The sequence below is a fragment of the Rhodococcus mengyinensis genome (assembly GCF_048381435.1).
In the GTDB taxonomy this organism is placed as follows: Bacteria; Actinomycetota; Actinomycetes; order Mycobacteriales; family Mycobacteriaceae; genus Rhodococcus_F; species Rhodococcus_F opacus_D.
In genome coordinates, this window is sequence record NZ_JBLWIT010000163.1 from 25,255 (window position 1) to 48,047 (window position 22,793).

The window sequence follows — 22,793 nt, forward strand, 5'->3', positions numbered from 1 at the left end:
CAAAGTTTTTCAGGAAGTCCGGGAACCTTTCGGACCATTCACCGCATCTAACTCTCGACAGCACAGGGAACACGCTTCCCGGCCAATACCTTCGACGGACAAGGATTCGAGATGAGCAACCCCCGCGGCGCACAGGACAACCCGACCACCACCGGCACCACCTCGCCCAGCCCCAACCTAACCGGGGACCCGCAGGACGCCACCTACACCCCCGCCCCCGCCGCTAGCGAGCAGCCGCCGGTCGCAGCCGACCCAGTCGGAGCCGGTACCGCTCCGGGCCCCATCGCCACCGACACCGACCCGGGAACCGGCACCGCCGGCGAGACCGATCTGGGCGCCGGCACCGGCGGGGAGTACTACTCGCCGCGCGACGTCGACGGCGACGGGAACGTCGACCTGATCCACACCCGCATCGAGGGGGTCGAAACCATCACCCACATCGACGAGGACGGCTCCATCACCCTCGTCGAGCAGGACACCGACGGCAACGGCACCTACGAAACCGGTATCGCCCCCACCGCCACCGGGATCCGCCTCGCCGAGGACCTCGACGACGACGGAACCGTCGACCTCGCGACCCACCTCGACCCCGCCACCGGCGCACCGGTCCGCCAGGACGTCATCGAGGACGGGCGGATCACCGACACCCGGCTCGACACCACCGCCGACGGCAACCCGGACGTGCACCTGATCGACAGCAACGGCGACGGACGCTTCGACACCGCCCTCCTCGACACCGACCTCGACGGCATCACCAACGACACCCTGGTCGACACCAACGGGGACGGCACCTTCGACCTGCGCACCGCCGACACCGACAACGACGGCACCCAGGAGTCCTTCGACACCGCCACCGACGGGCACCTCGGGTCGATCGAGCAGTTCGAAGCCCTCATCCCCGCCGAGGACCACTACCACGAGCAGGCCGACACGTACCCGACCGAGACACCGGCCGACCAGACCGCCACCGACCTGGCCTGACCCCACCCCTGGGCCGCCGTGCGGGCGGCGCCCACCAGCCTTTCTCTGGCCCATGGGTGCAGTCCAACCCGCACCCCCCGACTTGTATTGCGGCCGAACCTCACACCGGGAGAGCACCGAATGGATGACATCGCCGCGGACCTGGACGCAGCAGCCTGGTCCGCCAGCCCACTCGACGACGACACCTACCTCGGCGAACCGGTCCCGATCGACGAGAGCCTCGACGCGATCCCCGAACCGGTCTTTGAGGACGACCCGTTCGTCGAGGTCGCCGACGGGACGGGACCGGTGGACCTGTCTGTCATCGACCTGAGCACCCTCGGCCCGGATCTCGCCGAGCCCCCGCCACTCGCACGGCCGCAGGACGCGACCGAACCGGCGGTCGACCCGGGCACCGCTCCGGATTCCCCGGTCGACGGTGCGGGCGGGGACGGGGTGTACGGGGACCCGGTGGAATGGTCGGTGAACTGGTTCTTCCAACAGGTCGACGGCTACTGCGGGCCATCGAGCGCCGCCCAAATGATCGCCCAGTACACCGGCGTCGTCATCGACGACCCCGAACAACTCGTCGACCGGGCCCTCGAACTCGGACTCATGCAGGACGGCGACCCCGCGCAGGGCATGACCTTGCCGAACCTCGAGATCCTCCTCGAGGACCAAGGGGTGCCCTGCACCGTGCAGGACAGTTCGATCGACGACCTGAAAACCAAGCTCGAGGACGGCTACGGGGTGATCGCGATGGTCGACTCCGGGGAGATCTGGAACCCCGACCAAGAAGCCGGGGAAGACGAGACGGCCGACCACTTCCTCATCGTCGCCGGCATCGACGAAACCCGCGGAGTGGTGATCCTCTCCGACCCCGGCGCCCCGAACGGCAACCAGCTCGAGGTGCCCATCGACCAGTTCGAGGACGCATGGGCGGACTCGGGCCGCAAAATGCTGGTCGCCGACACCCCCGATCCCGACCTGACCGACCACCCAGACCCGGAGGCAAAGTCGGTGGCCGCACCCGATCGCCGGTGGGCGATGATCGACCTGTAGCGGTAGTCGCTACCCACCGACAACAGGTTGGACGTGCACACTGGAGAGGCCATCACCGACATCGGGTGGCGGTGCTCCGAAAGATGCGGGCGGCTCGGCGGGAACCTTTCGCCGGTCCGGTGCATCCAACAAGTGTGAGCGTCCGTGTCGGCGCCGACATACTGAGGGAAACGAGGTGAGAGCAGCAGTGGACGACGACTCCGTCCTTGCAGCACTGGGGGTATCGGGCGCGCTGCCGCCCGTGCCCGACGAGGTGTGGGCGCGCGCCCTCGAGGTCGCCCTCGACCCCACCACCGCACCCGTCGACACCGACCTCGTCCCCGACATGGACGACGTATCGGTCGTACCCGAGGACGACGACATCATCCTGCTCGACGACGACACCGACCTCGACACCGATGGTGACGACGGCAACGTCCCAGGCCCGGACCTCGATACCGACGCCGACGCCGACGCCGACACGGATCTCGACCTACCCGCCGGACAGGACTTCGATCTCGGCGACGACAGCGCCGACCCCTCCACCCTCGGCGCCGACGACCCCACCGACCTCGGCATCGACCTCGGCGGGCACCACGACATCGACCCGCTGTAACCACCAGCACGTCCCCACCACCCGGGCGCGGTCGGACACCAAAATCCTGGCTCGGGCGGCTGTATGTGACGGCGGGTACGATTCCCTCGGCGCCCGGGGGCGGCAGCGACAGTGATCACGGCACGGGGGGACAAGGACATGGACGACGCGGACCTGATCGCGGCGTGCAGAGCCGGCGATCACCACGCCTTCGCCGAACTCGCCGGCCGCTACCGCACCAACGCCTGGCACGTGTGCCTGCAGATCACCGGCAACACCCACGACGCCGAAGACGCCCTGCAGGACACGCTCACCGCCGCCTGGCAGAACCTGCCGAAATTCCGCGGCGACGCCCGCTTCCACACCTGGCTGCACCGCATCGCCGTCAACGCCGCCCTCGCCGTCGTCCGACGCCGCAAGAACACCGACAGCCTCGACGACACCGACGGCGAATACGGCATCCTGCTCGAAGACCCCGCACCCCGATTCGACGAGCAAATCACCACCATCGACGCGGTCCGCCGCGCCCTCGCCCAACTCCCCGAAGACTTCCGCGTCGCCATCGTGCTCGCCGAATTCGCCTCCCTGCCCTACGTCGACATCGCCGAACACCAAGGCGTCACCGTCGCGACCGTGAAAACCCGAATCCACCGCGCCCGCAAACAACTGGCCACACTCCTCGCACCCGCAATCGACCCGTGAGCCGACCACGCATGATTCGCCCGCAACGCACGGTACGTATCGGCTCGTACCGAAACCTCGAGCTTCCGGTCAGTACGGGAGGATGGGCCGGTGAGTGACTCCGGACTGCTGCCCGACAACTACCGCGACTTCCTCGAGCACCTCAAAACCCAGGTCCGACAGGCCCGGGTCCGTGCCACACGAGTGGTCAACACCGAGTTGCTCCTGCTGTACTGGGACATCGGCCGCGCGATCCTGGACCGCCAGGCAGCCGAGGGGTGGGGGAGCAAGGTCATCGACCGACTCGCCGTCGACCTGCGGTCCGAGTTCCCCGAGATGCGCGGATTCTCCCGCAGCAACCTGCACTACATGCGGAAAATCGCCTCGGCATGGCCCCGGAGCGCATTCGTCCAACAAGCTGTTGGACAAATCCCGTGGGGACACGTGACCGTGCTCGTCGACCGTCTCGACGACCAGGAATCCCGCGACTGGTACGCGGCTGCGGCGTTCGAGCGGGGCTGGTCCCGCAACGTCCTCTCCCACCAAATCCGCAACCGACTCGACCAGCGGATCGGCGCAGCCCCCTCGAACTTCACCGACCACCTGCCCACCGGTGACTCCGACCTGGCGCAGCAACTGGTCCGCGACCCGTACGTCTTCGACTTCCTCGATCTGACCGACCGGGTCGCGGAGCGAGAGCTCGAGGCCGCGCTGATGGCGCGGTTGGAACGATTTCTGCTCGAGCTCGGGCACGGCTTCGCGTTTGTCGGCCGGCAGTACCACTTCGACGTCGACGGCGACGACTTCTACATCGACCTGCTGTTCTTCAACTGGATCCAGGCCCGATTCGTCGTGGTCGAGCTGAAGGTTGGCCGGTTCGAACCCGAGTACGTCGGCAAACTCGGCTTCTACGTGTCCTGGATCGACGACAACTTGCGTGACCACAACCAGCACGCGCCGACCATCGGGATCCTGCTGTGCGCCGGACGAAATGACAACGTCGTCCGCTACTCCCTGGCTGGAACCACCGCACCGTTGGCGGTCGCCGACTACACCTACGACACCCTGCCCGCACCGGTGAGGGAACTCGTCCCCACCGATGACGAACTCGCCTCCGCAGTGGGGGAGACCCTCACCCACCTGGCGGCAACTCCGTCATCACGCGCCGACACCGATCAGTGAACCCGCTGATGCCGGCCGACCGGGGACGAGCCAGCGATATGAATGAGCTATCCGAACCGGATGGCAACATAACAATGCAACATTGTAAGGTTGGTGACATGACGGGACACGCGCAGAACAACGACGAGAACCAGACCCAGCCCGCAGACAATGCGCCGCAGCACACCGAGAACGGCTTCGGCACCTACGAGTGGGATCCCGAGTGCGGAATCGTGTTCCGCATGGACCTCGACCAGTTCGGCACCATCGGCGGAGTCCCCGTCAGCCACTACACCCCGCCACCCCCGGCCCCATACACACCGCTCAACCTCTCCTGATTCAGTCACACGCCCGCGACCGCCAGCACCCGCCCCCAGATGCTGGGGCACAAACTATCTCGCAGCCACCGGGCTCGCCGGGACGCACTGCCCGAGTATGGCGGCGACCGGTGCCGTGGGGTGCGAATCGAGGTCCCCGGACGGACCGGAACAATGGCCGGTGATGATCAAGACAAACATGGGCCGCGTACCGGTGGGGGATCCGATCCCGCTCCGGTTCGACCCGAAAACTAAACAACGCCTCGAGGAGTTGGCCGCCGACATCGGACCGCGCCGCTTCGGGGCACTGGTGCGGGTGGCGGCACGACGACTTCTCGCCGACCCCGGCCGGGTGCCCGACGCCCTGAACCAGGCCAGGCGCGCCTCCGCCGACGCCCGCCGCATCACCTGGGCGGAAAGACCTCTCGACCTCGACCCCGCCACCAGCTCTCGCCTCAACGAACTCGCCCAAGAGTTCCACACCGACCGCAGCGCGATCGTCCGCGTCGCTGTGCACCGCTTCCTTACCGGTGCAGGCCGATTCCGGCACCCGGTGCTCCGCGAAGACGCCCGCACCGATCTGACCTGCCGCACCCGCGTGTACGTCAACCGCTCCACCCTGGTCCGCCTCGAGAAGCTGATCGCCCGCAACGGCGACGCCCCCACCGCCGCGGCCATTCGGGTCGCGGTCCGCCGACTCCTCGACGACCCGGGAGACCTCACCGCCGACCTGGCCACGATCGGCGCCGCCCGCGACCTGACCCCGGAAACCCTCGGCCCGCGCACAAATGTGCATTTCGACGACGACCTGCGCGGCCAGCTCGACGCCCTCGCCGGTCGGCTCGACTCTGACCGCGCCGAACTGATGCGGTTGGCCGCCCGCCAGCTCCTGGCGAACCCGCGTGACCTCGATCAGGCGGTGACCGAGGAGATCTACCGCGGGGATGCCAACCGGGACCTGCTGATCGCCCGGAACATCCGCCGTCGGCAGGCCGCGGCCGCCGACCAATCTGCCCACGCGCCTACACGAGCACCGAGTCCGCAGGGGAACCCGTTCGGGCGCCGGCACGTCTTCCGGTTCGATGAGGACACCAAACGCCGCCTGGAGGACTGGCGGACGACTACGGTCCCCGGCGGGTCTCCGCGCTGCTCCGCGTTGGGATTCGCACGCTCATCGCCTACCCGGCGGCCGGTGAGGCTCTGGCGCAGGCACGCCGGGCCGACGCCCAGGCCCGCGCGCTCTCGCACGACCCGGTCACCCTGAAGCTCGACTCTCCGACGGCCGCCTGCTTCCGCACACTCGCCGCCCGCTACGAGGCGTCGCCGCGAGACCTGGTCGCGGTCGCGGTGCACCGACTTCTTGCCGCCCCCGGCCACCACCGGCCGACCCTGATCGCCGAGGGCGCCACCTCCGGGCTCGACGAGAAGTTCAAGGTGTCCCTCCGCCCATCCGCCCGCCGCGACATCGAGCAACTTGCCGACCGACACGGCACACGATTGAGCTCGGCGTTGGTGCGCGTCGCGGTGCGTCGACTCCTGGACAACCCCGCCGACCTCGCCGGCGACCTGGAAAACTTTGCGCCCGTGCACGACCTGCGCCCGGCGGAGCGCACGGCCCGAGTCGACGTCGCCCTCGACGACGAACTCCTCGCACACCTCGACGCCCTCGCCGACCGGCTCGGCTCGAACCGCCAAGAGTTGGTGTATCTGGCAGCCCAACGCATTCTCCGCTTCCACAACAACATCGAAGACCGGATGCTCGACGAGATGTTCCGCGCTCAAAACAACCGGAAACACCTGCTGGCCAAACATGCCCGCCGCGAGAGAACCCGTCGGAAAGATCGGGACGACACTGTGTGACCTGCGAGCATGGATTGCGGTCGGCCCCGCACCACCGGAGGGCTCATGTATCGGTTTCTGTGTCTCGCCCTCGTCGCATTGCCAGCGGCCGCCGCACTGTTCCTGACCGCGGCGCCCCGCACACGGCACACCGACCGCTCCTACACGGTGCACATGGCAGAGCTTCGTCCTCGGCGGTCTGTCGATGTCTGCACCCGGGTTCGGTGACTACCCGTCAGGCGGAGATGGTGTGCCGCCTGCTCGGCGGATTCGCTGTGTGGACTTTGCCGTACGGGGACCGGAGGCGCCCACCCCCCTGCCGTCGGGCGGACTCGAAACACCCGCAGAGCTGAATCCGGATTCTTTGATTCGCGGCGGAGATCGGCAGGTTGGAGTGAACGGCGCGCTGTGACGGCAGTGGGGTCGCATGGTGCCGTGGTCAGCAGTACCGGTGCAGCGATTGCCAATACACTTGGCGGATGGACGCCAACGTGAGCATCGAACGTGACGAGATCGCGAAACTGATCGGCGGGTACACCCGATCGAGGGACCATGCTCGAATCGCCGCGGAAGAAATCTTGGACGCCGGATACCGCAGGCCCCGTATCATCACGACCAGCATCGAACTGGAGTCGCTACCTGCTGGCACGGTCGTCCGCTCGGAAGCCGGAACGATCGCCGCCCGATTCGACCTCGAGCACGGTGTGGTGTTCGGAGACGACCGACCATTCCCCTGGAACGCATTGGCGCTACCCGCCATAGTCCTGTATACCCCTGAGGGTTCGTGAATCCTCGGAAGGGTGGTGCGATCCCGGGCGCCGAGCGCCAGGGCGTCCTCATAGCGTTGAAAAACCGTAACGCTGCCGAGGAGTAGCGGGCTGTGTCGTGGCAGGCCTTCTTACTGGAGTTTCTGTGGGGCAGATGTGGGAGGTGACCGGCATGTCCACGAAACACCATCCAATAGTGGGGAACTGAGGGCGCGTGGCGGTCGACGGCGCAGGAGGTGCTTGCGCCGCACGGTAGGAGGTGGCCGACGCTCTCCGGTTTCGTGTCGTACCGTGAACGCGGTATGCGAGTGCACCGGATTGGCCGACGAAGCGTAAGGCACGCCGACACGCCTGTTGCTCAATGCGCGGAGAATGTTGGCCTTGTGTCACAGTCGAATTCGTAGCGATCACTGATACGATTGACCGATGGGTTCTGACGTGAGCGTTGACCGTGACGCACTAGAGCGTGTCTGCTATTTACGGACGCGATGATGAATGACGAGCGCAGCGACGAGTACGCCACCGAGGAAGGTGGTGGCGTACTTGTCGTAGCGAGTGGCGATGCCACGCCACTGCTTGAGACGCCCGAAACCACGCTCGACGGCGTTGCGTTCGCGGTAGCGGTCCTTGTCGAAGGCCGGCGGCCGACCCCCGGCCGATCCTTTCGCCTTGCGACGTCGGATCTGGTCGCGGCGTTCGGGGATGGTGTGCGAGATTCTGCGTTCCCGCAGGTCTTTTCGGGTGCTCGGGTGCGGGTACGCCTTGTCGGCTAGCAGGCGAAACGCTGCGGTGTCGTGGGCGCGGTGCGCGTCGAGCAGCGGCGCCAGGTAGGGGTTGTCGCCTGCCTGTCCCGGCGAGAGCAGCAGCGTCAGCGGGCAACAGAACGTATCGGTGAGGGTGTGGATCTTGGTGCTCAGCCCGCCGCGGGAGCGGCCGAGTGCGTGGTCGGCGGGTTCGTTGGCCAGATTCTTGTCATTCGACCGAGCCCCCTGTGTGCGCACCGGTCAGGGCGCCGGCCGAATGCTGGTGGGTGCGGACAATCGTCGAGTCGATCGACAGCAGACGTTCGAGCTGTTCCTCTCGTTCGGGGGCTGCCGCCCGCACCGCGGCGAACATCCGGATGTAGGTGCCGTCGTCCGACCAGCGGCGATGCCGTTCCCAGATCGACTGCCACGGGCCGAAGTATTCGGGCAGATCGCGCCACGGTGATCCCGTTCGGAACCGCCAAGCGATTCCTTCCAGGGTCAACCGGTGGTCGTTCCACGGACGCCCCCTTCGGCCCGCCAGTGCGGGTAGGACGGGCTCGATCACAGCCCACAGGTCATCGGAAATCTCATCGGCGCGCAACACATACCCAGCATCACGCTTCAAGCATCAAACATTAAGCAGACACGCTCTAATACTGCAACGGCACTTATGGGAGGTGTCCGCGACGTCGGTAGTGGGAGGTGCGGGCCTGGTGTTGTCGGCGCCGTCGCCAGTTCGACCAGGACCAGATGTGCTCGTCCGGGTGGGCGTGTCGCAGGATCAGTTGCACGAGCAGGCGGCGGATCTCGGGTAGCGTGTACGCGATCATGCCCTGATCTTCGATCCCGATTCCCCCTTTACCGCTTCGGTTTTCGTTCCGGCGAGCCAGGCGAGGGCGAGCATCGACAAGGTGATGTGGGCGTACCAGGCCCGGTAGGTGCGTACCTGGTACTGGTCGAGGCCGGCCTCGTTCTTGGCCTGTTGGAAGCATTCCTCGACCCGCCACCGGGAGCCGGCGATGGTGGCGAGTTCGGTGAGCGTGGTGCGGCGGGGTCCGGCGCAGATGTAGTACGCGATCTCGGTCGGATCGGTGAGGGATCGGCGGGCGAGCAGCCAGTGCCCTCGCCCGGGTGCCCAGGCGATCCGGATCGGGATCCGCACCCAGGAGTATTCGCGCCGGCCGTGTGCGCCGTCGCCAACGGAGATCCGGCGCCACTGCTTCGCCGGGACCGCGGCGATCATCTCGTCGGCGCGGCCGGAGCGGCCGTGCGGGGTGAACACATCGTCGTTGCAACGGGTAGCCAACACATACGAAACATCGCGTTCCTCGAGCCAGACCCGCAGGTACTTCACCTGCCCGTAGGCCTCGTCGGCGGTGACCCAGGAGGACGGGACCCGGGCGCCCCGGGCGCGTTCGATCATGTGTTGCGCCAGTCTCGGTTTGGTCGCGAACTCCACCTCGTCACCGATCCCGGCGGCGCGGCACCGGTCCCGGGCGGAGGTCCACGACTCGGGCAGGTACAGCTCCCGGTCGATCAACGCGTGCCCGGCCGTGCTCGCGTAGGCGAGGAACACCCCGATCTGACAATTTTCCACCCGTCCGGCGGTGCCCGAGTACTGGCGTTGCACCCCGGCCGAGCGGGTGCCCTTCTTCAAGAATCCGGTGTCATCGACGATCAACACACCGGCCGGATCGCCGAGGCGTTCGACCACGTAGTCACGGACATCGTCGCGGACCCCGTCGACGTCCCAGTCCGCCCGCCGCAGCAGCCGTTGCATCCCGTCCGGGCTGATTTCGCCGGCCCGCTCGGCGAGGGTCCACCCGTTCTTGCGTTCCAGACCCGCAACCAAACCCGTCACATACTCACGGACCCGGGACCGCGGCTCCGACCGGGCGAACCGACCGGAAATCCGCTCATGCAACGCTTCCAACTCGGAAGCAACCAGATCGAGGACCACACAACCAGTATCGTCTACCTGTCAAGCAAGTGCCGTTGCAGTACTAATCGGTGTCGTATGGTGGCCACCTGTTCGTCGGATCCGATGAGTTGTGCGATCGCATCTTGTTCGGCGTCGAAGGCGTCGGCCAGGGGTACCCGACCGGCGATGTCAAGCAGTCGTTTTGCTTGACACAGCGCGGTACGGCTGTGGGGCGCGATTTCGTGCGCCAGTTCGAGTGCGGCTTCTAGCGGGTCGTCTGCGAGTCGGGTGGCAAGTTTCATCTCCGCCGCCGCAGTGCCGTCGAACTTTCGACCGGTGAAGGTCAGTTCCTTCGCCATGCCGTCCCCGATTGCCTTGGGAAGCAGTTGAGTACCAGCCATATCGGGGACCAGGCCCCACTGGATCTCCATGACGGACAGCTGAGTGTCTGGTGCCACTATGCGGATGTCCGCACCCAGCGCGATTTGAAGTCCGCCGCCGAAGGCCACACCGTGCACTGCTGCGACGACCGGAACTGGCACCATCGACCAGACGTGGACGGCCTTCTGCCCCAGTGCTCGGGCTGCGCCGAACCGGTCGCCGATCACGACGGCATCGGCTCCGTGTCCGCATTGCATCTGGGCGAACTGGGATAGATCCAACCCGGCGCTGAAGCCACGGCCAGCGCCGGATAGGACTACGACGCGTACGTCTGTTCTGTCGATGAGATGTAAGCCGGCTTGCACCAACGCCTCGAGCATGGCGCCGTCGAGTGCGTTGAGTTTGCGCGGGCGGTCGAGGACCACATGGGCAATTCCCTGTTGCACTGAACATCTCACGCGGTCGGCGAACGAGGCTTGCGTGTTCGCGGTCGTCATCGCACTCCTAGTCTGGACGGGTATGCCTTGGTGCGGCGGGCCGTATGTCGACGTCGTCGACGTCGCCGGGCCGGGGGGACTAAAAGGGACGTCACGTCTCCATCCGCAGAAATTGCGGGACGACGACCGACGGTCACCGGTCGTTGCGGCCAGCCACGGCGGGTCGACTTTCGGACTGGCACCAGGTCAGCCGGATGGTGTGTTGTGTATCAGGACTGATGCGGTTGACGGTGTGAACCCTTGACCGGCCCTATCCTTGCCGTGCTCGTGTGCCGCCCGAATCTGTGGGCCGTGTTCGTCGAGTAGGGGGGCGCGGGTAGTGGGAACGGCGGGGGTGCGGGAGAATTTCAGCGGTTGACCGGCCACGACGAATGACTGTGTACTGCCCGGGTGGTCGAGTGTGAGGGCCATCTCGCGTGCTGCCACGTGGGGGTCTGCCATGATCTCGGCCGCGTCACGCACTGCGCCGACAGGTACTTGACCGCCGAGGTGGGCGAGGATCTCCTCCTTGGATCGACTCCGAGCCCACCCGGCCAGCGCGTCGTAGACAGCTCCGCGACTGGCGACTCTCAGGTCGTTGGTAGCGAATGCGGGGTCGGCGGCGAGATCAGGGCGATCGATGAGTTCGCACAGCCGGCGCCAGCGGTTGTCGTTGGGTGCTGCGATCGCGATCCAGCCGTCGGTGGCGGGCAGGATGTCGAATGGGCTGAGCAGTGGGTGCTTGTTTCCCTCTGGTTTGGGCACGGCACCGGTGTAGGAGTGCTGGTAGACGATCCGCTCGCACAATGACATGACTGCGTCGTACATCGCGATGTCGACGAACTGTCCCGTGCCGCTCCCTCGCGCTTCGTAGAGCGCCGAGGTGATGCCGACTGCCAGCATCGTGCCGGGGAAAATGTCGGCGACTCCCGGTCCGACCTTGATGGGGGTGCCGTCTTCGGTGCCGGTGATGCCCAAAATCCCTGCCATCGCCTGAATGACGACGTCGAAGGCTGGCCACGACTGGTATGGGCTTTCCCCGGAACGTGGATCACCGAAGCCGCGGAGGGCGGCGTAGACCAGTCGCGGGTTGTCCGCGGCCAGGGACTCGTAGGACAGTCCAAGTCGTTCCATGACGCCGGGGGTGAAATTCTCGACGAGAACATCGGCATCGGCGACGAGGGTGCGCAGTGTCGCGGCGCCCTCCGCAGTCTTGAGGTCCAACACCACGCTGCGCTTGCCACGGTTCACGCTTTGGAAGTACCCGCCGAACGACCGTGTGCTGTCGTCGGCGGGGTACGGTCCCGCCTTGCGCGAGAGGTCTCCCGAGGGGGACTCGACCTTCAGGACATCGGCTCCCAGATCGGCGAGCAGCATGGTGCAGTACGGTCCTGCCAGAGCGTGGGTCAGATCGACAACACGCACCCCGTCGAGCGGCCCGGTCATTGTTCGGCCACCTGCTTCAGGAGCGGCAGGAAGTACTGCTTGAATGCCTCCGGATTCTCCGACATCGGGAAGTGGCCTACCCCGGTCATCGTCGCGTAGGTGGCGCCGTCGATCTCGTCTGCGAGTGCCTCGCCCGCCGCCGGGTAAGCGGACCAGTCGTATTCGCCGTTCAGGATGTGAACCGCGGTCTTGGTGGTGTCGATCGTCTTCGCGGTTTCGGTCAGGTCATGCTCGACGAGGTAGTAGTGGAGGTCGCCCTTGAATACCGGCGGTGCACCTTGGCTGTAGACCCACACCGTCTCGCGTTTGAACGCCTCGGGGCTTTGCGGTGCGCACAGGGTGTACATCAGTGCGGGTTTGGTGTCGTTCGAAATGCGGGGGTGGTAGAGCCAGGGCAGGATGCGTTCGACGCCGTGGCTTTCCATCGCCGCTTCGATTCCGATCACGGCCCGGTAGACCCCGGGGTGGTGCAGTGCGAGATCTGGAGCCAGATGCCCGCCCATCGAACATCCCGCGAAGATCGGTCGGTCGAGTGCGAGGGCATCGAGCAGTGCGAGGTGGAACGCGATGAAGAAACTCTGGGTCAGTGAGTACTCTTCGGTCCACCACTGCTGTGATTCCGGCGGCAGCGACCGGCCGTGGAAGGGCACGTCGGCGGCGATCAGTCGATAGGTCGAGGTGAAGTCGGGATCTTCGAGCAGGTGGCGCCACTGACGACTGTCGCAGCCGGCGGTGTGTTGCAGGATGACGGGCACCCCGGTGCCTGCTTCTTCGTAGTAGACCCGGTATTCCACGCCCTCGATGTCGAGGTAGACGTAGCGTCCGGTGATGTCGGCGGTACGGGCGCTCATGCTGTCACCTCGTCGTTCGCAACGGTGCGGAACAGATCGCCGAGGCGCCTGATGGCTGGGTAGTAGGCCATGATCATCTCCATGTTTCCCTCGATGCGGAACCCGTGGTGCAGCATCGCGGGGTAGAAGTCCTGGTAGAAGGCGGTTGGTGTCGCGGCGAGCAGCGCGCTCCACTGCTCGTGCGAGCCGGCCAGCTGGATGTCGTACGAGTCGAAAGGTGTGACGACGGGGTCGATCTCGGCCACCTTTCCGCCGCTCAGAACCAGCCGGAAGGACTGGGTCTCACCAATGACGACGCGGATGGTGGTGTCGAGGTGGCGCGCCTGCAGGGTGAACTCGGGGTCTGTGTCGAGGGCGGCGCGCAATCGTGTGAGATCGAGCGGCAGTGTCGGGTCCATGGGATGTCCTTTCATCGAGATGGCGAGGTCAGGGTTGACGCAGCAGATGCTGGGCGATGATGGTTCGCTGAATCTCCGAGGTACCTTCGAAGATCTGGGTCAGCCGGGCATCGCGCCAGTGCCGTTCGACGGCGTATTCGGTGGTGTAACCGTTGCCGCCCAAGACCTGTAGGGCGGAGCTGGCGACTTTCTCGGCGATCTCGCTGGCAAACAGTTTTGCCATCGAACATTCCTGCTGGCAGTCCTGACCGGCATCGAATCGGGCCGCGGCGTCGAGATAGAACGCGCGGGCCGCGGCGACCTGGGTGGCCATGTCGGCGAGCCGGAACTTGATTCCTTGGAACGAGGAGATCGGTTTGCCGAACTGAACGCGATCTTGCGAGTAGGCGAGGGCGTCTTCGAGGGCGCCGCGGGCGGCGCCGACTGCCCGGGCGGCGGTGTGGAGCCGACCCCAATTGATCAGGTTCGCGAACAACGCGAAACCGGTGCCGGTTTCCCCGTTGGGTCCGAGCTGCATATGGGTGGCCGGAACCTCGAGGTCACGGATCTCGAGGGCCCACGAGGTGATGCCGTGATAGCCGATTTTCGGGATCGGGGTGCCGGTGATCCCGGGCAGGAACTCACCTCGCGGTTTCTCCACCAGGAAGACGTCGAGTCCTTCACGGCGGCCCGGGGCGGTCCGAGCAAGGATCAGGATGGCGTCGGCCGCCTCGGCCCAGCCGCACCACCGCTTTTGCCCGTTGAGTATGTAGGTGTCACCGCGACGTTCGGCCCGGCAGGACACCGCGGCGACGTCAGAGCCGGCCTCGGGTTCGCTGAACGCGCCCGCGGAAATGAATTTGCCGGCCGCTTGTCGACGCAGGATGTCCGCTCGCCAGGCGGGGTCGGCGACGGCGGAACCCGTCCCGTTGGCGCGGGCGATGATGCTGGCCGCGCTCATCCAGCCGCGCGACAATTCTTCGGTGACCAGGCAGTACTCGGTCATACCCAAACCCAGGCCACCGTACTCGCGATCGATCATGATGCCGAAGTAGCCGAGCTCAGCCATGCGGTCGACGATCGACCACGGAATGTCCGCATGTTGCGGGTCCAACTTATTTGCGACCGGCAGCAATTCGGTCGCGGTGAAGTCTCTCGACTCGTCGCGCAGCTTCTCCTGCGCGGACGTCAGGATTGTCATAGTTCCACCGTCACGGTCTTGACTTGGGTGTAATGGTGCAGCGCCTCGGCGCCCTTTTCGCGGCCGTAACCGCTCTGTTTGTAGCCACCGAACGGAGTCTCGATGGCGGCGGCGAGCCAGGTGTTCACGTACACCTGTCCGGCCTCGAGCCGGTCCGCCATCCACAGCGCACGGGAAATGTCCGAGGTCCAGACGCCGCTGGCGAGCCCGAAGTCGCTGTCATTGGCGATCTGGACGGCCTCGTCCTCGGTGTCGAAGGGGATCACCGCCAGCACGGGACCGAAGATCTCCTCACGGGCGATCCGCATGGAGTTGTCGACGCCGGTGTAGATCGTCGGCGGCACGAAGAACCCGGCGCCCCGTCGGGTATCGGAGAACGGCTCGCCGCCGAGCGCGGCCGTGGCACCGTCGTCGCGGGCGATCTTGAAATACTCCAGCACCTTGTCGTACTGGGCGCCGGTGGTGAGCGGTCCGAGCCGGCCACTCGAGGTCAGGGTCTGGCATGCGTCGACGAGACGGTCGACGAACTGGTCGTGGACGGCGCGTTCGACCAGCAGCCGCGTGCCGGCCGAACAGACCTGGCCGGTGTTGAGCGAGAAGGCGTTCAGGGCCCCGGTCACCGCCCGCTCCATGTCCGCGTCACCGAAGACGATGTTCGCGGACTTGCCACCGAGTTCGAGCGTGAGCGGGATGATCCGATCGGCAGCGACGTGACCGATGTCGCGGCCGGCGCGCACCGACCCGGTGAATACGAGCTTTCGCACGCCTGAGTTCTCCACCAGCGCGCGGCCCGCGGTCCCGTCGCCGGTGACGACGTTGAGGACTCCGTCCGGCATGCCTGCTTCGGTGGCCAGTTCGGCCAGTCTCAGGGAGGTGGTGGAGGTGAACTCGGAGGGTTTGAGTACCACGACGTTGCCCGCTGCCAGCGCCGGTGCGACGGCACGAGCCGCCTGGTTGAGCGGAGCGTTCCACGGCGTGATCACGCCCACGATGCCGAACGGCTCGCGGCGGGTGAAGCAGTGATGCCCCGGGCCGAGATCGATCGTCTCGCCGTGCAATGCATTCACCAGTCCGCCGTAGAACTCGAAATAGCCGGCCGCACCGGCAATCTCCATCGGAGCTTGCCAGGCGGGCTTGCCGGTCTCGGCGCTCTCGAGGGCGGCGAGTTCCTCGGCGTGGGATTGGATCATCGCCGCGAGCCGCATCAACACCCGGCCGCGTTCGATCGGCTTCTGCCGGCGCCACGCGTCGGCCGCAGCGGACGCCGCGTGGACGGCGTCCGCGACGTCCTCGGCATTACCCAGTGCGATGTCCGCTGCCGGGCTGGCGTCGGCCGGGCTGCGGGTGGTCAGTCGCTCGCCGCCGTGGCTGGGCGTGCTCTGGCCGTTGATCCAGTGGTCAAACCTGATGATCATGTCTGTGGTCTCTTCTCGAACGGTTCGGGGGCTCCCGGTTCGCGGTCTGGTGTCAGCGGACGAGGTCACGGCCGATGATTTCCTTCATGATCTCGTTCGTGCCGCCGTAGATGGGTTGGATGCGAGCGTCCGCGTAGGCCCGAGCGACGGGGTACTCGAGCATGTACCCGTAGCCGCCGTGCAATTGCAGGCATCGGTCGACGACGCGCTGCTGGAGGTCGGAGAGCCACCACTTGGCCTTGGCCGCATCGACGGCGGAGAGCTCACCGTCATTGAGAAGCGCGATCGATCGATCCAAATAGGTCCACGCCACATCCAGCTCGGTTCCGATCTCCGCGAGGACGAAGCGGGTGTTCTGGAAACCGTCGATACGCGTGCCGAACGCCTTGCGATCGCGCACGTAATTCTTGGTCCAATCGAACGCCGACTGGGCGCTGGCGAGGGAAGTGGCAGCAATGGACAGCCGCTCCCGGGGCAGCCTCTCCATGAGGTGGCCGAATCCTGCCCCGACGGTGCCGAGGACGTCCGCGTCGGTCAGCACGACGCCGTCGAAGAACAATTCGGCGGTGTCGTTGCCGCGTAAGCCCAGCTTCTCGAGCTTGCGACCCCGACGGAACCCCGGGGTCGTGGTGTCGACGAGAAACAAGGAGAACCCGCGTGCCCCCGCATCGGCGTCGGTGCGGGCGAACACCACGACCACGTCGGCGAGGATCCCGTTGGTGATGAAGGTCTTCTGCCCCTCCAGAATCCAGCCGTCGGCGGTGCGTCGGGCGGTGGTACGCACTCTCTGAAGGTCACTGCCCGCACCGGGCTCGGTCATGGCGAGCGCCCCGATCGCAGTACCGGCGCACATCGCCGGTATCCATCGCGACTGTTGGTCGGTGGTCCCGAGATCGATCAGATACGGCAGGACGAGATCGTCCTGCACGGAGAGCCCCGCGTTGAAGGAGGCCGAGTCGGCCGCGCAGAGCTCCTCGATGACCACCATCCGGTACCGGTAGTCGGCGACCCCACCGCCGCCGTGTTCGGAGGGGGCGCCGATCCCGAGCAGTCCCAGCGATCCGACCATCGACCACACCGACCGGTCCACCAGCCCCGCCTGCTCCCAGCGTTCCCGGTGGGGGGCGACCTCACGGGTTACGAACTCCCGCACGGTCTCTCGGAAGAGATCGTGATCAGCGTCGTACAGGCTGCGCTTCATGACGAGCTCAGGCTCCCGGTTCGAAGCGGGTGGTCCGGGCCATGCCGAAGACCCGGCCTCGTTCGGCGGTGGGCACCGCCAGCTTGCGGCTCGCCTCGTCGATCATCTCGTCGCCGAGCATCACGGCGCCGCGGCCGCCGCCGGCCTCGGAGGTGTAGTGCGCGTAGGCCTCGAGGATCAGTTCGGCCTTGTCGTAGTCTTCCTGAGTGGGCGCGAAGACCTCGTTGGCCGTGTCGAGCTGGCCCGGGTGCAGCACCCACTTGCCGTCGAAACCGTAGGCGGCGGCGCGTTCCGAGGCGGCCCGGTAGCCGTCGGTGTCACGGATCAGCGCGTACGGGCCGTCGATGGCCTGCAGGCCGTGCTTGCGGGCGGTCATGGCGATCGTCATCAGGACGGTGTCGAACGGGTCGAATCCAGAGGAACCGGGGGCGCCGATGGTCAGTGCGGGCATCTTCATGGCCGCCATGAAGTCGCCGGGGCCGAAGATGAGGGTTTCCGTGCGGGCCGTGGCGGTCGCGATTTCCTCGATTTCGCTCAGCCCGGCGGGGCCTTCGATCTGCGCTTCGATGCCGATCCCCCCTTCGGGCAGGCCCTGTTCGCGCTCGACCTGGGTGAGCAGAATGTCGAGCCAATGGATGTGTGCGACCTTCTCCACCTTGGGGAGCATGATGCAGTCCAGGTTGGCCCCGGCGCCGCGGACAATCTCGAGGACGTCTTCGTGTGCCCAGACGGTGTCGGCGTCGTTGACGCGCACCACGCGGGTCTTTCCGGTCCAGTCGCCATGGTTGAGGGCCTCGACGATCGTGGCGCGGGCCGCGGGCTTGGCGATGGGGGCCACCGAGTCCTCGAGATCGAGGAAGATCTGGTCGGCCGGCAGGCCCTGGGCCTTCTTGATCATCTTGTCGCTGCTGCCCGGGACGGCCATGCACGAGCGACGCGGACGGAAGGGGCGGTTGTTCAGCATTGTCAGTCAGCTTTCTGTCGAGATGAGGGAGGAAGAGGATGCGGTGGGTGCCGCGGGTTGTTCTGCGGCTCGGCGGCGGACCTGGACCCGGCGGGTGGTCTGGCAGACGATCTCGCCTCGCTGGTTGACACCGAGGTGCCGGAACGTCACGACGGCGTCACCACCGTCGAGGGGGTCGATGGCAAGCACCTCGGTCGCGGCCCCCACGGTGTCACCGTTACGCACCGGTACCGGGAATCGGATGTCGTCCAGACCGAGTTCACGCACGGCCTGCCCGGTGGTGTCCTGGGTGGCGAGACCGACTGTCAAGGAGAGGGTGAGACCACCGAAGTTGATCCGCTCACCGAAGGCGGTGTCGGCCATCGCTTGCTCGCTGAAATGGCCGGGCGCACTGTTCATCACCAGCAGGGTCAGCCCGTTGAGATCGAGGTCGGTGATCGTGCGTGAGCGGGCGTGCCGGAACCGTGCTCCGACCGTGAAGTCCTCGGCATAGCCGTCCGGCACCGCCAGAAGCTCGGTGGAACTCGTGCGCCGGCGCACGAGGTTGGTGCGGTGAAACTCGATCACTGCCTGTCCCGCGGTGTCACGGCCCACGGTGTGCCAGGTGACGATGCCGGTGTCGGGGCGCGTCTCGGATGCGCGTGCCTCTACGACCGTGCTCGACGCGTAAACGGTCTCGCCCGGGTAGACGTCGCGGAGGTACGTGACATCCGTTGCGCCGAGGAACGGTCCGCCGAGCTCGCTGAGGTCCTCCACGCTGAGACCGAAGACCACCGAGAACACCAGCAAAGGGTTGATCACCTCGTCGGGGTGCCCCGCCGCCTTTGCGGCTGCCCGATTGAAGTGCACAGGGTTGAACGCGAGTGTCTGGGTGCTGAAGGTCAGATTGTCACTGGCGTGGATCGTCCGACCCCAGTGGTGATCGAAGACTCGCCCGACGACGTGGTCCTCGAAAAAGGTGCCGCGAGGGATCAGTGGCCAATTCACCGGATCCGTTGTCATGCGAAAAATCTCCTAAGCGTTTCATCTAGTGACATGTCGTGACACTGAGTGGCACGCATTGAGTGTGTATCGCCGATCACCTCGTTGTCAAGAGGCGCGTGAACCAGGCATTTCCCGATTCAGGGAGTGTTCGATGCCGACGGGCATGCCATCTGTGCCATAGAATGAACCGCTGTGCGAAGCTTCCTCACATCCCATGATTGGACGTAGCCCTGATGACCAGCACGCGATCCGAGGTGGACCCGGTAGTCGACCAGCCGCAGGCGGCAACAGGACCGGCGGGCACGCAGACCCTTATTCGCGGCCTGCGCGTCGTGGAGGCCGTAGCCGCTCAAGGCCAGCCGATCGGAGTCGGCGACCTCTCCCGCCAACTCGACCTGCCGAAGTCGACGGTGCAACGGCTACTGCGCACTTTGCAGCAGGAGGGATGGGCGGAGACCTCGGACGAGCCGATCACCCGGTGGCAACTGAGTCCGCGGCTGCTCGCCCTAGCCCGCCGGAATGCGCCGGCGCAGAGCCTCCGTGACGTGGCGCTTCCCTATCTGACCGAGCTGGGAGAGCGCACCGGCGAAACCATCCATTTCTCCCTGCCAGATGGTGACAGCCAGTTGGTCCTCATCGAGCGAGTCGACTCGATTCATCCAGTCCGAACCTTCAACCAGATCGGGGCAGGAGTCGCATTCCACACCAGTGCGAGCGGGAAAGCGTGGTTGGCGATGCTGCCCGACGACAAGCTCGAGGCGATGCTCGCGCGACCGCTGGCCAAGCCCACTGCCAACAGCATCGTCGACCCCAAGCAGCTCCTCCACCAGATCCTCGAAGCGCGAGAACGCGGGTACGCAGTCAACATCTCCGAGAACCGTGCCCACGTGTGCGCGATCGGTGCCGCAGTTCCCGGCCCTTCCGGCCGGCCCGTCGCGGCAGTGGCGATCAGCATGCCCGACATTCGGTTCATGCCCGCCCGAGTGCCGGAATGGGGAAGCTGGGTACGCCAGACTGCGCAGTCAATCGGCGATGCGCTCGCCGATTGACCGCGCGAGTGGTCACTGAATGGAACGACCACCGTCGACGTCGAGGCACACACCGGTGAGGAATCCGGCCTGATCCGACGCGAGAAAAGCGATGGCTGAGGCGACATCGTCCGGCGTCGCGATGCGGTCCATCGGAATGTTCGCGGTCAACCCGGTGCGAGCCTGGTCGTCGAGTTCGTCGACCCCGAGCGCGTTTTTGATGAAGCCGGTCTGCGCGACGACCGGATTGACTGCGTTCAAAGCTCCGGAGGAATGAATGGAAGTCATTGATGCAACGGACGGCGGGGCGCAGTTCAGCGCCCGGCTCAACCGCATCCCTGTGATGACGAGGTCTCACAAACGCTGGCTTGCCGTCCTGGCGGCGTTGTTACTGGTCGACATGGCCGACCTGAACACCTTCGCGTTCGCCGCACCGGCCATCCGGGCGGACTGGGGTCTCTCGGTGAGCGACGTCGGCACGATCACGGCAGCGTCATTTCTCGGTATGTTCGCCGGCTCCATCGTGGGTGGGCGTCTTGCCGACCGCTTCGGCCGCAAGCGCATCATCATCGGCGCCACCGTTTTCTTCTCGACCTTTTCGCTCCTGTCCGCATTCGCGGTCGGCGTCGCAGATCTGGCCGTGTATCGAGTTCTGACCGGCGTCGGACTTCAAGCCATGACGGTGGTCGTCCTGACCTACGTCTCGGAGATGTTCCCGAAACTGCATCGTGGACGTGCGCAGACGTGGATCGTTGCATTCAGCCTGCTCGGTGTCCCCGCCATGGCATGGCTCGCACGCTGGATCGTGCCAATCGGACCCTCGGCGTGGCGCTGGATCTTCGTTCTCGGCACGTCCGGACTGCTCCTCATCGCGGTCACCGCACGCTGGCTTCCGGAATCGGTTCGCTGGTTGCAGGAAAATGGTCATTCTGAGCGCGCTGAGGAAATCGTCGCGCGGATCGAGAGTGAGGCACGGGAAATCACACGTGCCGAACTGCCGCAGATCCTGCCGCAGCCAGTCGTTGCGGCAGGCCGACCCGACGATCTGTTCCGGGGCGGGTACTCCAAGAGGACCATCGTGCTGTGTTTGACCATGGCACTCGCACTGTCCGGGTTCTACGGCTACAACTCCTGGGTCCCGACGCTCCTCACCGAGCATGGGTTCACCACCACCCAGAGCCTGACGGGACTGCCCCGGCTCTGGTTGACACCTGACCTGTGAGGGATCTGCCCTCACGGTGGAAGGATGATCGACATGCCAAAGCCGTACCCGGAAGAGTTCCGCCGCGACGTCGTCGCCGTGGCCCGCAAACGCGAAGCCCCGCTGGAGCAGATCGCGAAAGATTTCGGGATCTCCGAGACTTGCCTGAAGAACTGGCTGCGCAAGGCCGACATCGAGGACGGCACCCGACCGGGCCTCACACGAGACGAATCCGACGAGCTCCGCGAGGCCCGCAAACGTATCCGGCTGCTCGAACAGGAAGCGGAGGTGATGCGCCGGGCGGTGGCCTACCTATCGAGGGACGTCAACCCAAAATGATGTTCCCGCTGGTCCGTGAACTTGCCGCCGACGGTATCGCCGTCGCGGTGACCTGCCGGGTGCTGGGATTCTCCCGGCAAGCGTTCTACAAGTGGAACACCGATCCCGTGTCCCGACGGGACTGGGACGATGCCCATCTGATCAACGCCGCACTCGATATCCACGCCGGCGATCCGGAGTTCGGATACCGGTTCATCGCCGACGAACTACCCACCCACGGCATCGTCGCCGGCGAGAACCGCGTCCACCGGCTGTGTTCGCAGCAGCGGATCTTCTCGGTGTTCGCCAAGAAGCGAGGACTTCATCGTCGCTCCGGGCCACCGGTCCATGACGACCTCGTCAGGCGGCAGTTCAGCGCCCAGCAGCCCGACCGGTTGTGGTTGACCGACATCACCGAGCACTGGACCGATGAGGGCAAGCTCTACCTCTGCGCGATCAAGGACTGCTTCTCCACCCGGATCGTCGGCTATTCGATCGCCGACCGGATGACCGCGGACCTGGCATGTTCGGCGCTGCGAAATGCCATTGCGCTCCGCAACCCGGACGGCACCGTCGTACATTCCGATCGCGGCAGCCAGTTCCGTTCCGGGATCTTCGTAGAATTGCTGACCTGCAATGGTTTACAAGGATCAATGGGGAAGGTGGGGGCATGTGGTGACAATGCCGCGATGGAATCGTTCTTCGCGTTGCTGCAACGCAATGTCCTCGACCGTCGCCGCTGGAGCAGCCGTGAGGAACTACGGTTGGCGATCGTCGAGTGGATCGAGAAGACCTACCACCGGCGTCGCCGGCAACGCGGTCTCGGTCGACTGACACCCGTCGAATATGAGACGCTCCATCAGACCGCACACGCGGCCTGAAACTGCACACCCCGTGTGTCAACCAGGGTGGGGGCAGTCCC

The 22,793-nt window shown here is 65.8% G+C and carries 24 protein-coding genes and 1 pseudogene; 12 read left to right on the plus strand and 13 right to left on the minus strand.

Annotation, left to right across the window (positions count from 1 at the left end; genetic code table 11):
* The first annotated feature begins 111 nt into the window (after positions 1-111).
* The 9 genes from ACNJ7E_RS43845 to ACNJ7E_RS43885 all read left to right on the plus strand — a co-directional run bounded on the left by ACNJ7E_RS43845 (position 112) and on the right by ACNJ7E_RS43885 (position 7,382).
* Positions 112-981, plus strand: coding sequence for a hypothetical protein (locus tag ACNJ7E_RS43845; RefSeq protein WP_418342735.1), 870 nt, complete (start codon positions 112-114; stop codon positions 979-981).
* Positions 982-1,101: 120 nt separating this feature from the next.
* On the plus strand, positions 1,102-2,022 hold the full coding sequence (locus ACNJ7E_RS43850; RefSeq protein ID WP_418342736.1) for a C39 family peptidase: 921 nt from the start codon (positions 1,102-1,104) through the stop codon (positions 2,020-2,022).
* Positions 2,023-2,197: 175 nt separating this feature from the next.
* Entirely contained in the window at positions 2,198-2,617 is a 420-nt protein-coding gene (locus ACNJ7E_RS43855; protein WP_418342737.1) for a hypothetical protein, read from the plus strand.
* Between the two features lie 138 nt (positions 2,618-2,755).
* Positions 2,756-3,298 (plus strand): RNA polymerase sigma factor, encoded by a 543-nt coding sequence (locus ACNJ7E_RS43860; RefSeq protein WP_418342738.1) that lies wholly within the window; start codon positions 2,756-2,758, stop codon positions 3,296-3,298.
* A 90-nt stretch (positions 3,299-3,388) separates the two neighbouring features.
* Positions 3,389-4,459 carry a PDDEXK nuclease domain-containing protein gene (locus ACNJ7E_RS43865; protein ID WP_418342739.1) on the plus strand — a complete coding sequence of 357 codons (1,071 nt, stop codon included), beginning with the start codon at positions 3,389-3,391 and terminating at the stop codon, positions 4,457-4,459.
* A 98-nt stretch (positions 4,460-4,557) separates the two neighbouring features.
* Complete coding sequence (locus ACNJ7E_RS43870; protein ID WP_418342740.1) at positions 4,558-4,776, plus strand: hypothetical protein; 219 nt, start codon at positions 4,558-4,560, stop codon at positions 4,774-4,776.
* A gap of 163 nt (positions 4,777-4,939) precedes the next feature.
* Positions 4,940-6,019 carry a ribbon-helix-helix domain-containing protein gene (locus ACNJ7E_RS43875; RefSeq protein WP_418342741.1) on the plus strand — a complete coding sequence of 360 codons (1,080 nt, stop codon included), beginning with the start codon at positions 4,940-4,942 and terminating at the stop codon, positions 6,017-6,019.
* An 83-nt stretch (positions 6,020-6,102) separates the two neighbouring features.
* On the plus strand, positions 6,103-6,615 hold the full coding sequence (locus tag ACNJ7E_RS43880; protein ID WP_418342742.1) for a ribbon-helix-helix protein, CopG family: 513 nt from the start codon (positions 6,103-6,105) through the stop codon (positions 6,613-6,615).
* Between the two features lie 458 nt (positions 6,616-7,073).
* A complete protein-coding gene (locus tag ACNJ7E_RS43885) occupies positions 7,074-7,382 on the plus strand; it encodes a hypothetical protein (protein WP_005255867.1) in 309 nt (102 codons plus the stop codon).
* A 452-nt stretch (positions 7,383-7,834) separates the two neighbouring features.
* On the opposite strand, the pseudogene ACNJ7E_RS43890 reads toward ACNJ7E_RS43885, so the two are convergent.
* From ACNJ7E_RS43890 to ACNJ7E_RS43945, 12 genes and pseudogenes are all read right to left on the minus strand, one after another.
* Positions 7,835-8,711: pseudogene (locus tag ACNJ7E_RS43890) on the minus strand (IS5 family transposase).
* A 64-nt stretch (positions 8,712-8,775) separates the two neighbouring features.
* A complete protein-coding gene (locus ACNJ7E_RS43895; RefSeq protein ID WP_005569480.1) occupies positions 8,776-8,937 on the minus strand; it encodes a hypothetical protein in 162 nt (53 codons plus the stop codon).
* Complete coding sequence (locus ACNJ7E_RS43900; RefSeq protein WP_418342743.1) at positions 8,934-10,067, minus strand: IS701-like element ISRhosp4 family transposase; 1,134 nt, start codon at positions 10,065-10,067, stop codon at positions 8,934-8,936. Before ACNJ7E_RS43900 ends, ACNJ7E_RS43895 begins: the two co-directional genes overlap by 4 nt.
* A 14-nt stretch (positions 10,068-10,081) precedes the next feature.
* Positions 10,082-10,906 carry a crotonase/enoyl-CoA hydratase family protein gene (locus ACNJ7E_RS43905; RefSeq protein ID WP_418342744.1) on the minus strand — a complete coding sequence of 275 codons (825 nt, stop codon included), beginning with the start codon at positions 10,904-10,906 and terminating at the stop codon, positions 10,082-10,084.
* Positions 10,907-11,092: 186 nt separating this feature from the next.
* Positions 11,093-12,331: a CaiB/BaiF CoA transferase family protein gene (locus ACNJ7E_RS43910; protein ID WP_418342745.1), complete on the minus strand. Its 1,239-nt coding sequence runs from the start codon at positions 12,329-12,331 to the stop codon at positions 11,093-11,095.
* Positions 12,328-13,182 (minus strand): alpha/beta fold hydrolase, encoded by an 855-nt coding sequence (locus ACNJ7E_RS43915; RefSeq protein WP_418342746.1) that lies wholly within the window; start codon positions 13,180-13,182, stop codon positions 12,328-12,330. Before ACNJ7E_RS43915 ends, ACNJ7E_RS43910 begins: the two co-directional genes overlap by 4 nt.
* A complete protein-coding gene (locus ACNJ7E_RS43920; protein ID WP_418342747.1) occupies positions 13,179-13,580 on the minus strand; it encodes a hypothetical protein in 402 nt (133 codons plus the stop codon). The genes ACNJ7E_RS43915 and ACNJ7E_RS43920 overlap by 4 nt, the downstream gene beginning before the upstream one ends.
* Before the next feature lie 28 nt (positions 13,581-13,608).
* Positions 13,609-14,760, minus strand: a complete 1,152-nt coding sequence (locus ACNJ7E_RS43925; protein ID WP_418342748.1) for an acyl-CoA dehydrogenase family protein — start codon at positions 14,758-14,760, stop codon at positions 13,609-13,611.
* Positions 14,757-16,175 carry an aldehyde dehydrogenase family protein gene (locus ACNJ7E_RS43930; protein ID WP_418342749.1) on the minus strand — a complete coding sequence of 473 codons (1,419 nt, stop codon included), beginning with the start codon at positions 16,173-16,175 and terminating at the stop codon, positions 14,757-14,759. The genes ACNJ7E_RS43925 and ACNJ7E_RS43930 overlap by 4 nt, the downstream gene beginning before the upstream one ends.
* Before the next feature lie 52 nt (positions 16,176-16,227).
* On the minus strand, positions 16,228-17,376 hold the full coding sequence (locus ACNJ7E_RS43935; RefSeq protein WP_418342750.1) for an acyl-CoA dehydrogenase family protein: 1,149 nt from the start codon (positions 17,374-17,376) through the stop codon (positions 16,228-16,230).
* Between the two features lie 7 nt (positions 17,377-17,383).
* Positions 17,384-18,340, minus strand: a complete 957-nt coding sequence (locus ACNJ7E_RS43940) for an HpcH/HpaI aldolase/citrate lyase family protein (protein WP_418342751.1) — start codon at positions 18,338-18,340, stop codon at positions 17,384-17,386.
* A gap of 6 nt (positions 18,341-18,346) precedes the next feature.
* Positions 18,347-19,342 carry a MaoC family dehydratase gene (locus tag ACNJ7E_RS43945; RefSeq protein ID WP_418342752.1) on the minus strand — a complete coding sequence of 332 codons (996 nt, stop codon included), beginning with the start codon at positions 19,340-19,342 and terminating at the stop codon, positions 18,347-18,349.
* Positions 19,343-19,557: 215 nt separating this feature from the next.
* On the opposite strand from ACNJ7E_RS43945, the gene ACNJ7E_RS43950 reads away from it, so the two are divergent.
* Positions 19,558-20,373 carry an IclR family transcriptional regulator gene (locus ACNJ7E_RS43950; RefSeq protein ID WP_418342753.1) on the plus strand — a complete coding sequence of 272 codons (816 nt, stop codon included), beginning with the start codon at positions 19,558-19,560 and terminating at the stop codon, positions 20,371-20,373.
* Positions 20,374-20,385: 12 nt separating this feature from the next.
* Here the strand turns inward: ACNJ7E_RS43950 and ACNJ7E_RS43955 are convergent, their stop codons facing one another.
* Positions 20,386-20,640, minus strand: coding sequence for an SDR family oxidoreductase (locus tag ACNJ7E_RS43955; RefSeq protein ID WP_418342754.1), 255 nt, complete (start codon positions 20,638-20,640; stop codon positions 20,386-20,388).
* On the opposite strand from ACNJ7E_RS43955, the gene ACNJ7E_RS43960 reads away from it, so the two are divergent.
* Together ACNJ7E_RS43960 and ACNJ7E_RS43965 are read left to right on the plus strand one after the other, a co-directional pair.
* Complete coding sequence (locus ACNJ7E_RS43960) at positions 20,630-21,574, plus strand: MFS transporter (RefSeq protein ID WP_418342755.1); 945 nt, start codon at positions 20,630-20,632, stop codon at positions 21,572-21,574. The genes ACNJ7E_RS43955 and ACNJ7E_RS43960 overlap by 11 nt on opposite strands.
* A gap of 33 nt (positions 21,575-21,607) precedes the next feature.
* A protein-coding gene (locus ACNJ7E_RS43965; protein ID WP_317762045.1) for an IS3 family transposase occupies positions 21,608-22,752 on the plus strand; the annotation gives its coding sequence in 2 pieces (ribosomal slippage) (positions 21,608-21,887 and positions 21,887-22,752; 1,146 coding nt in all).
* Positions 22,753-22,793 lie beyond the last annotated feature (41 nt).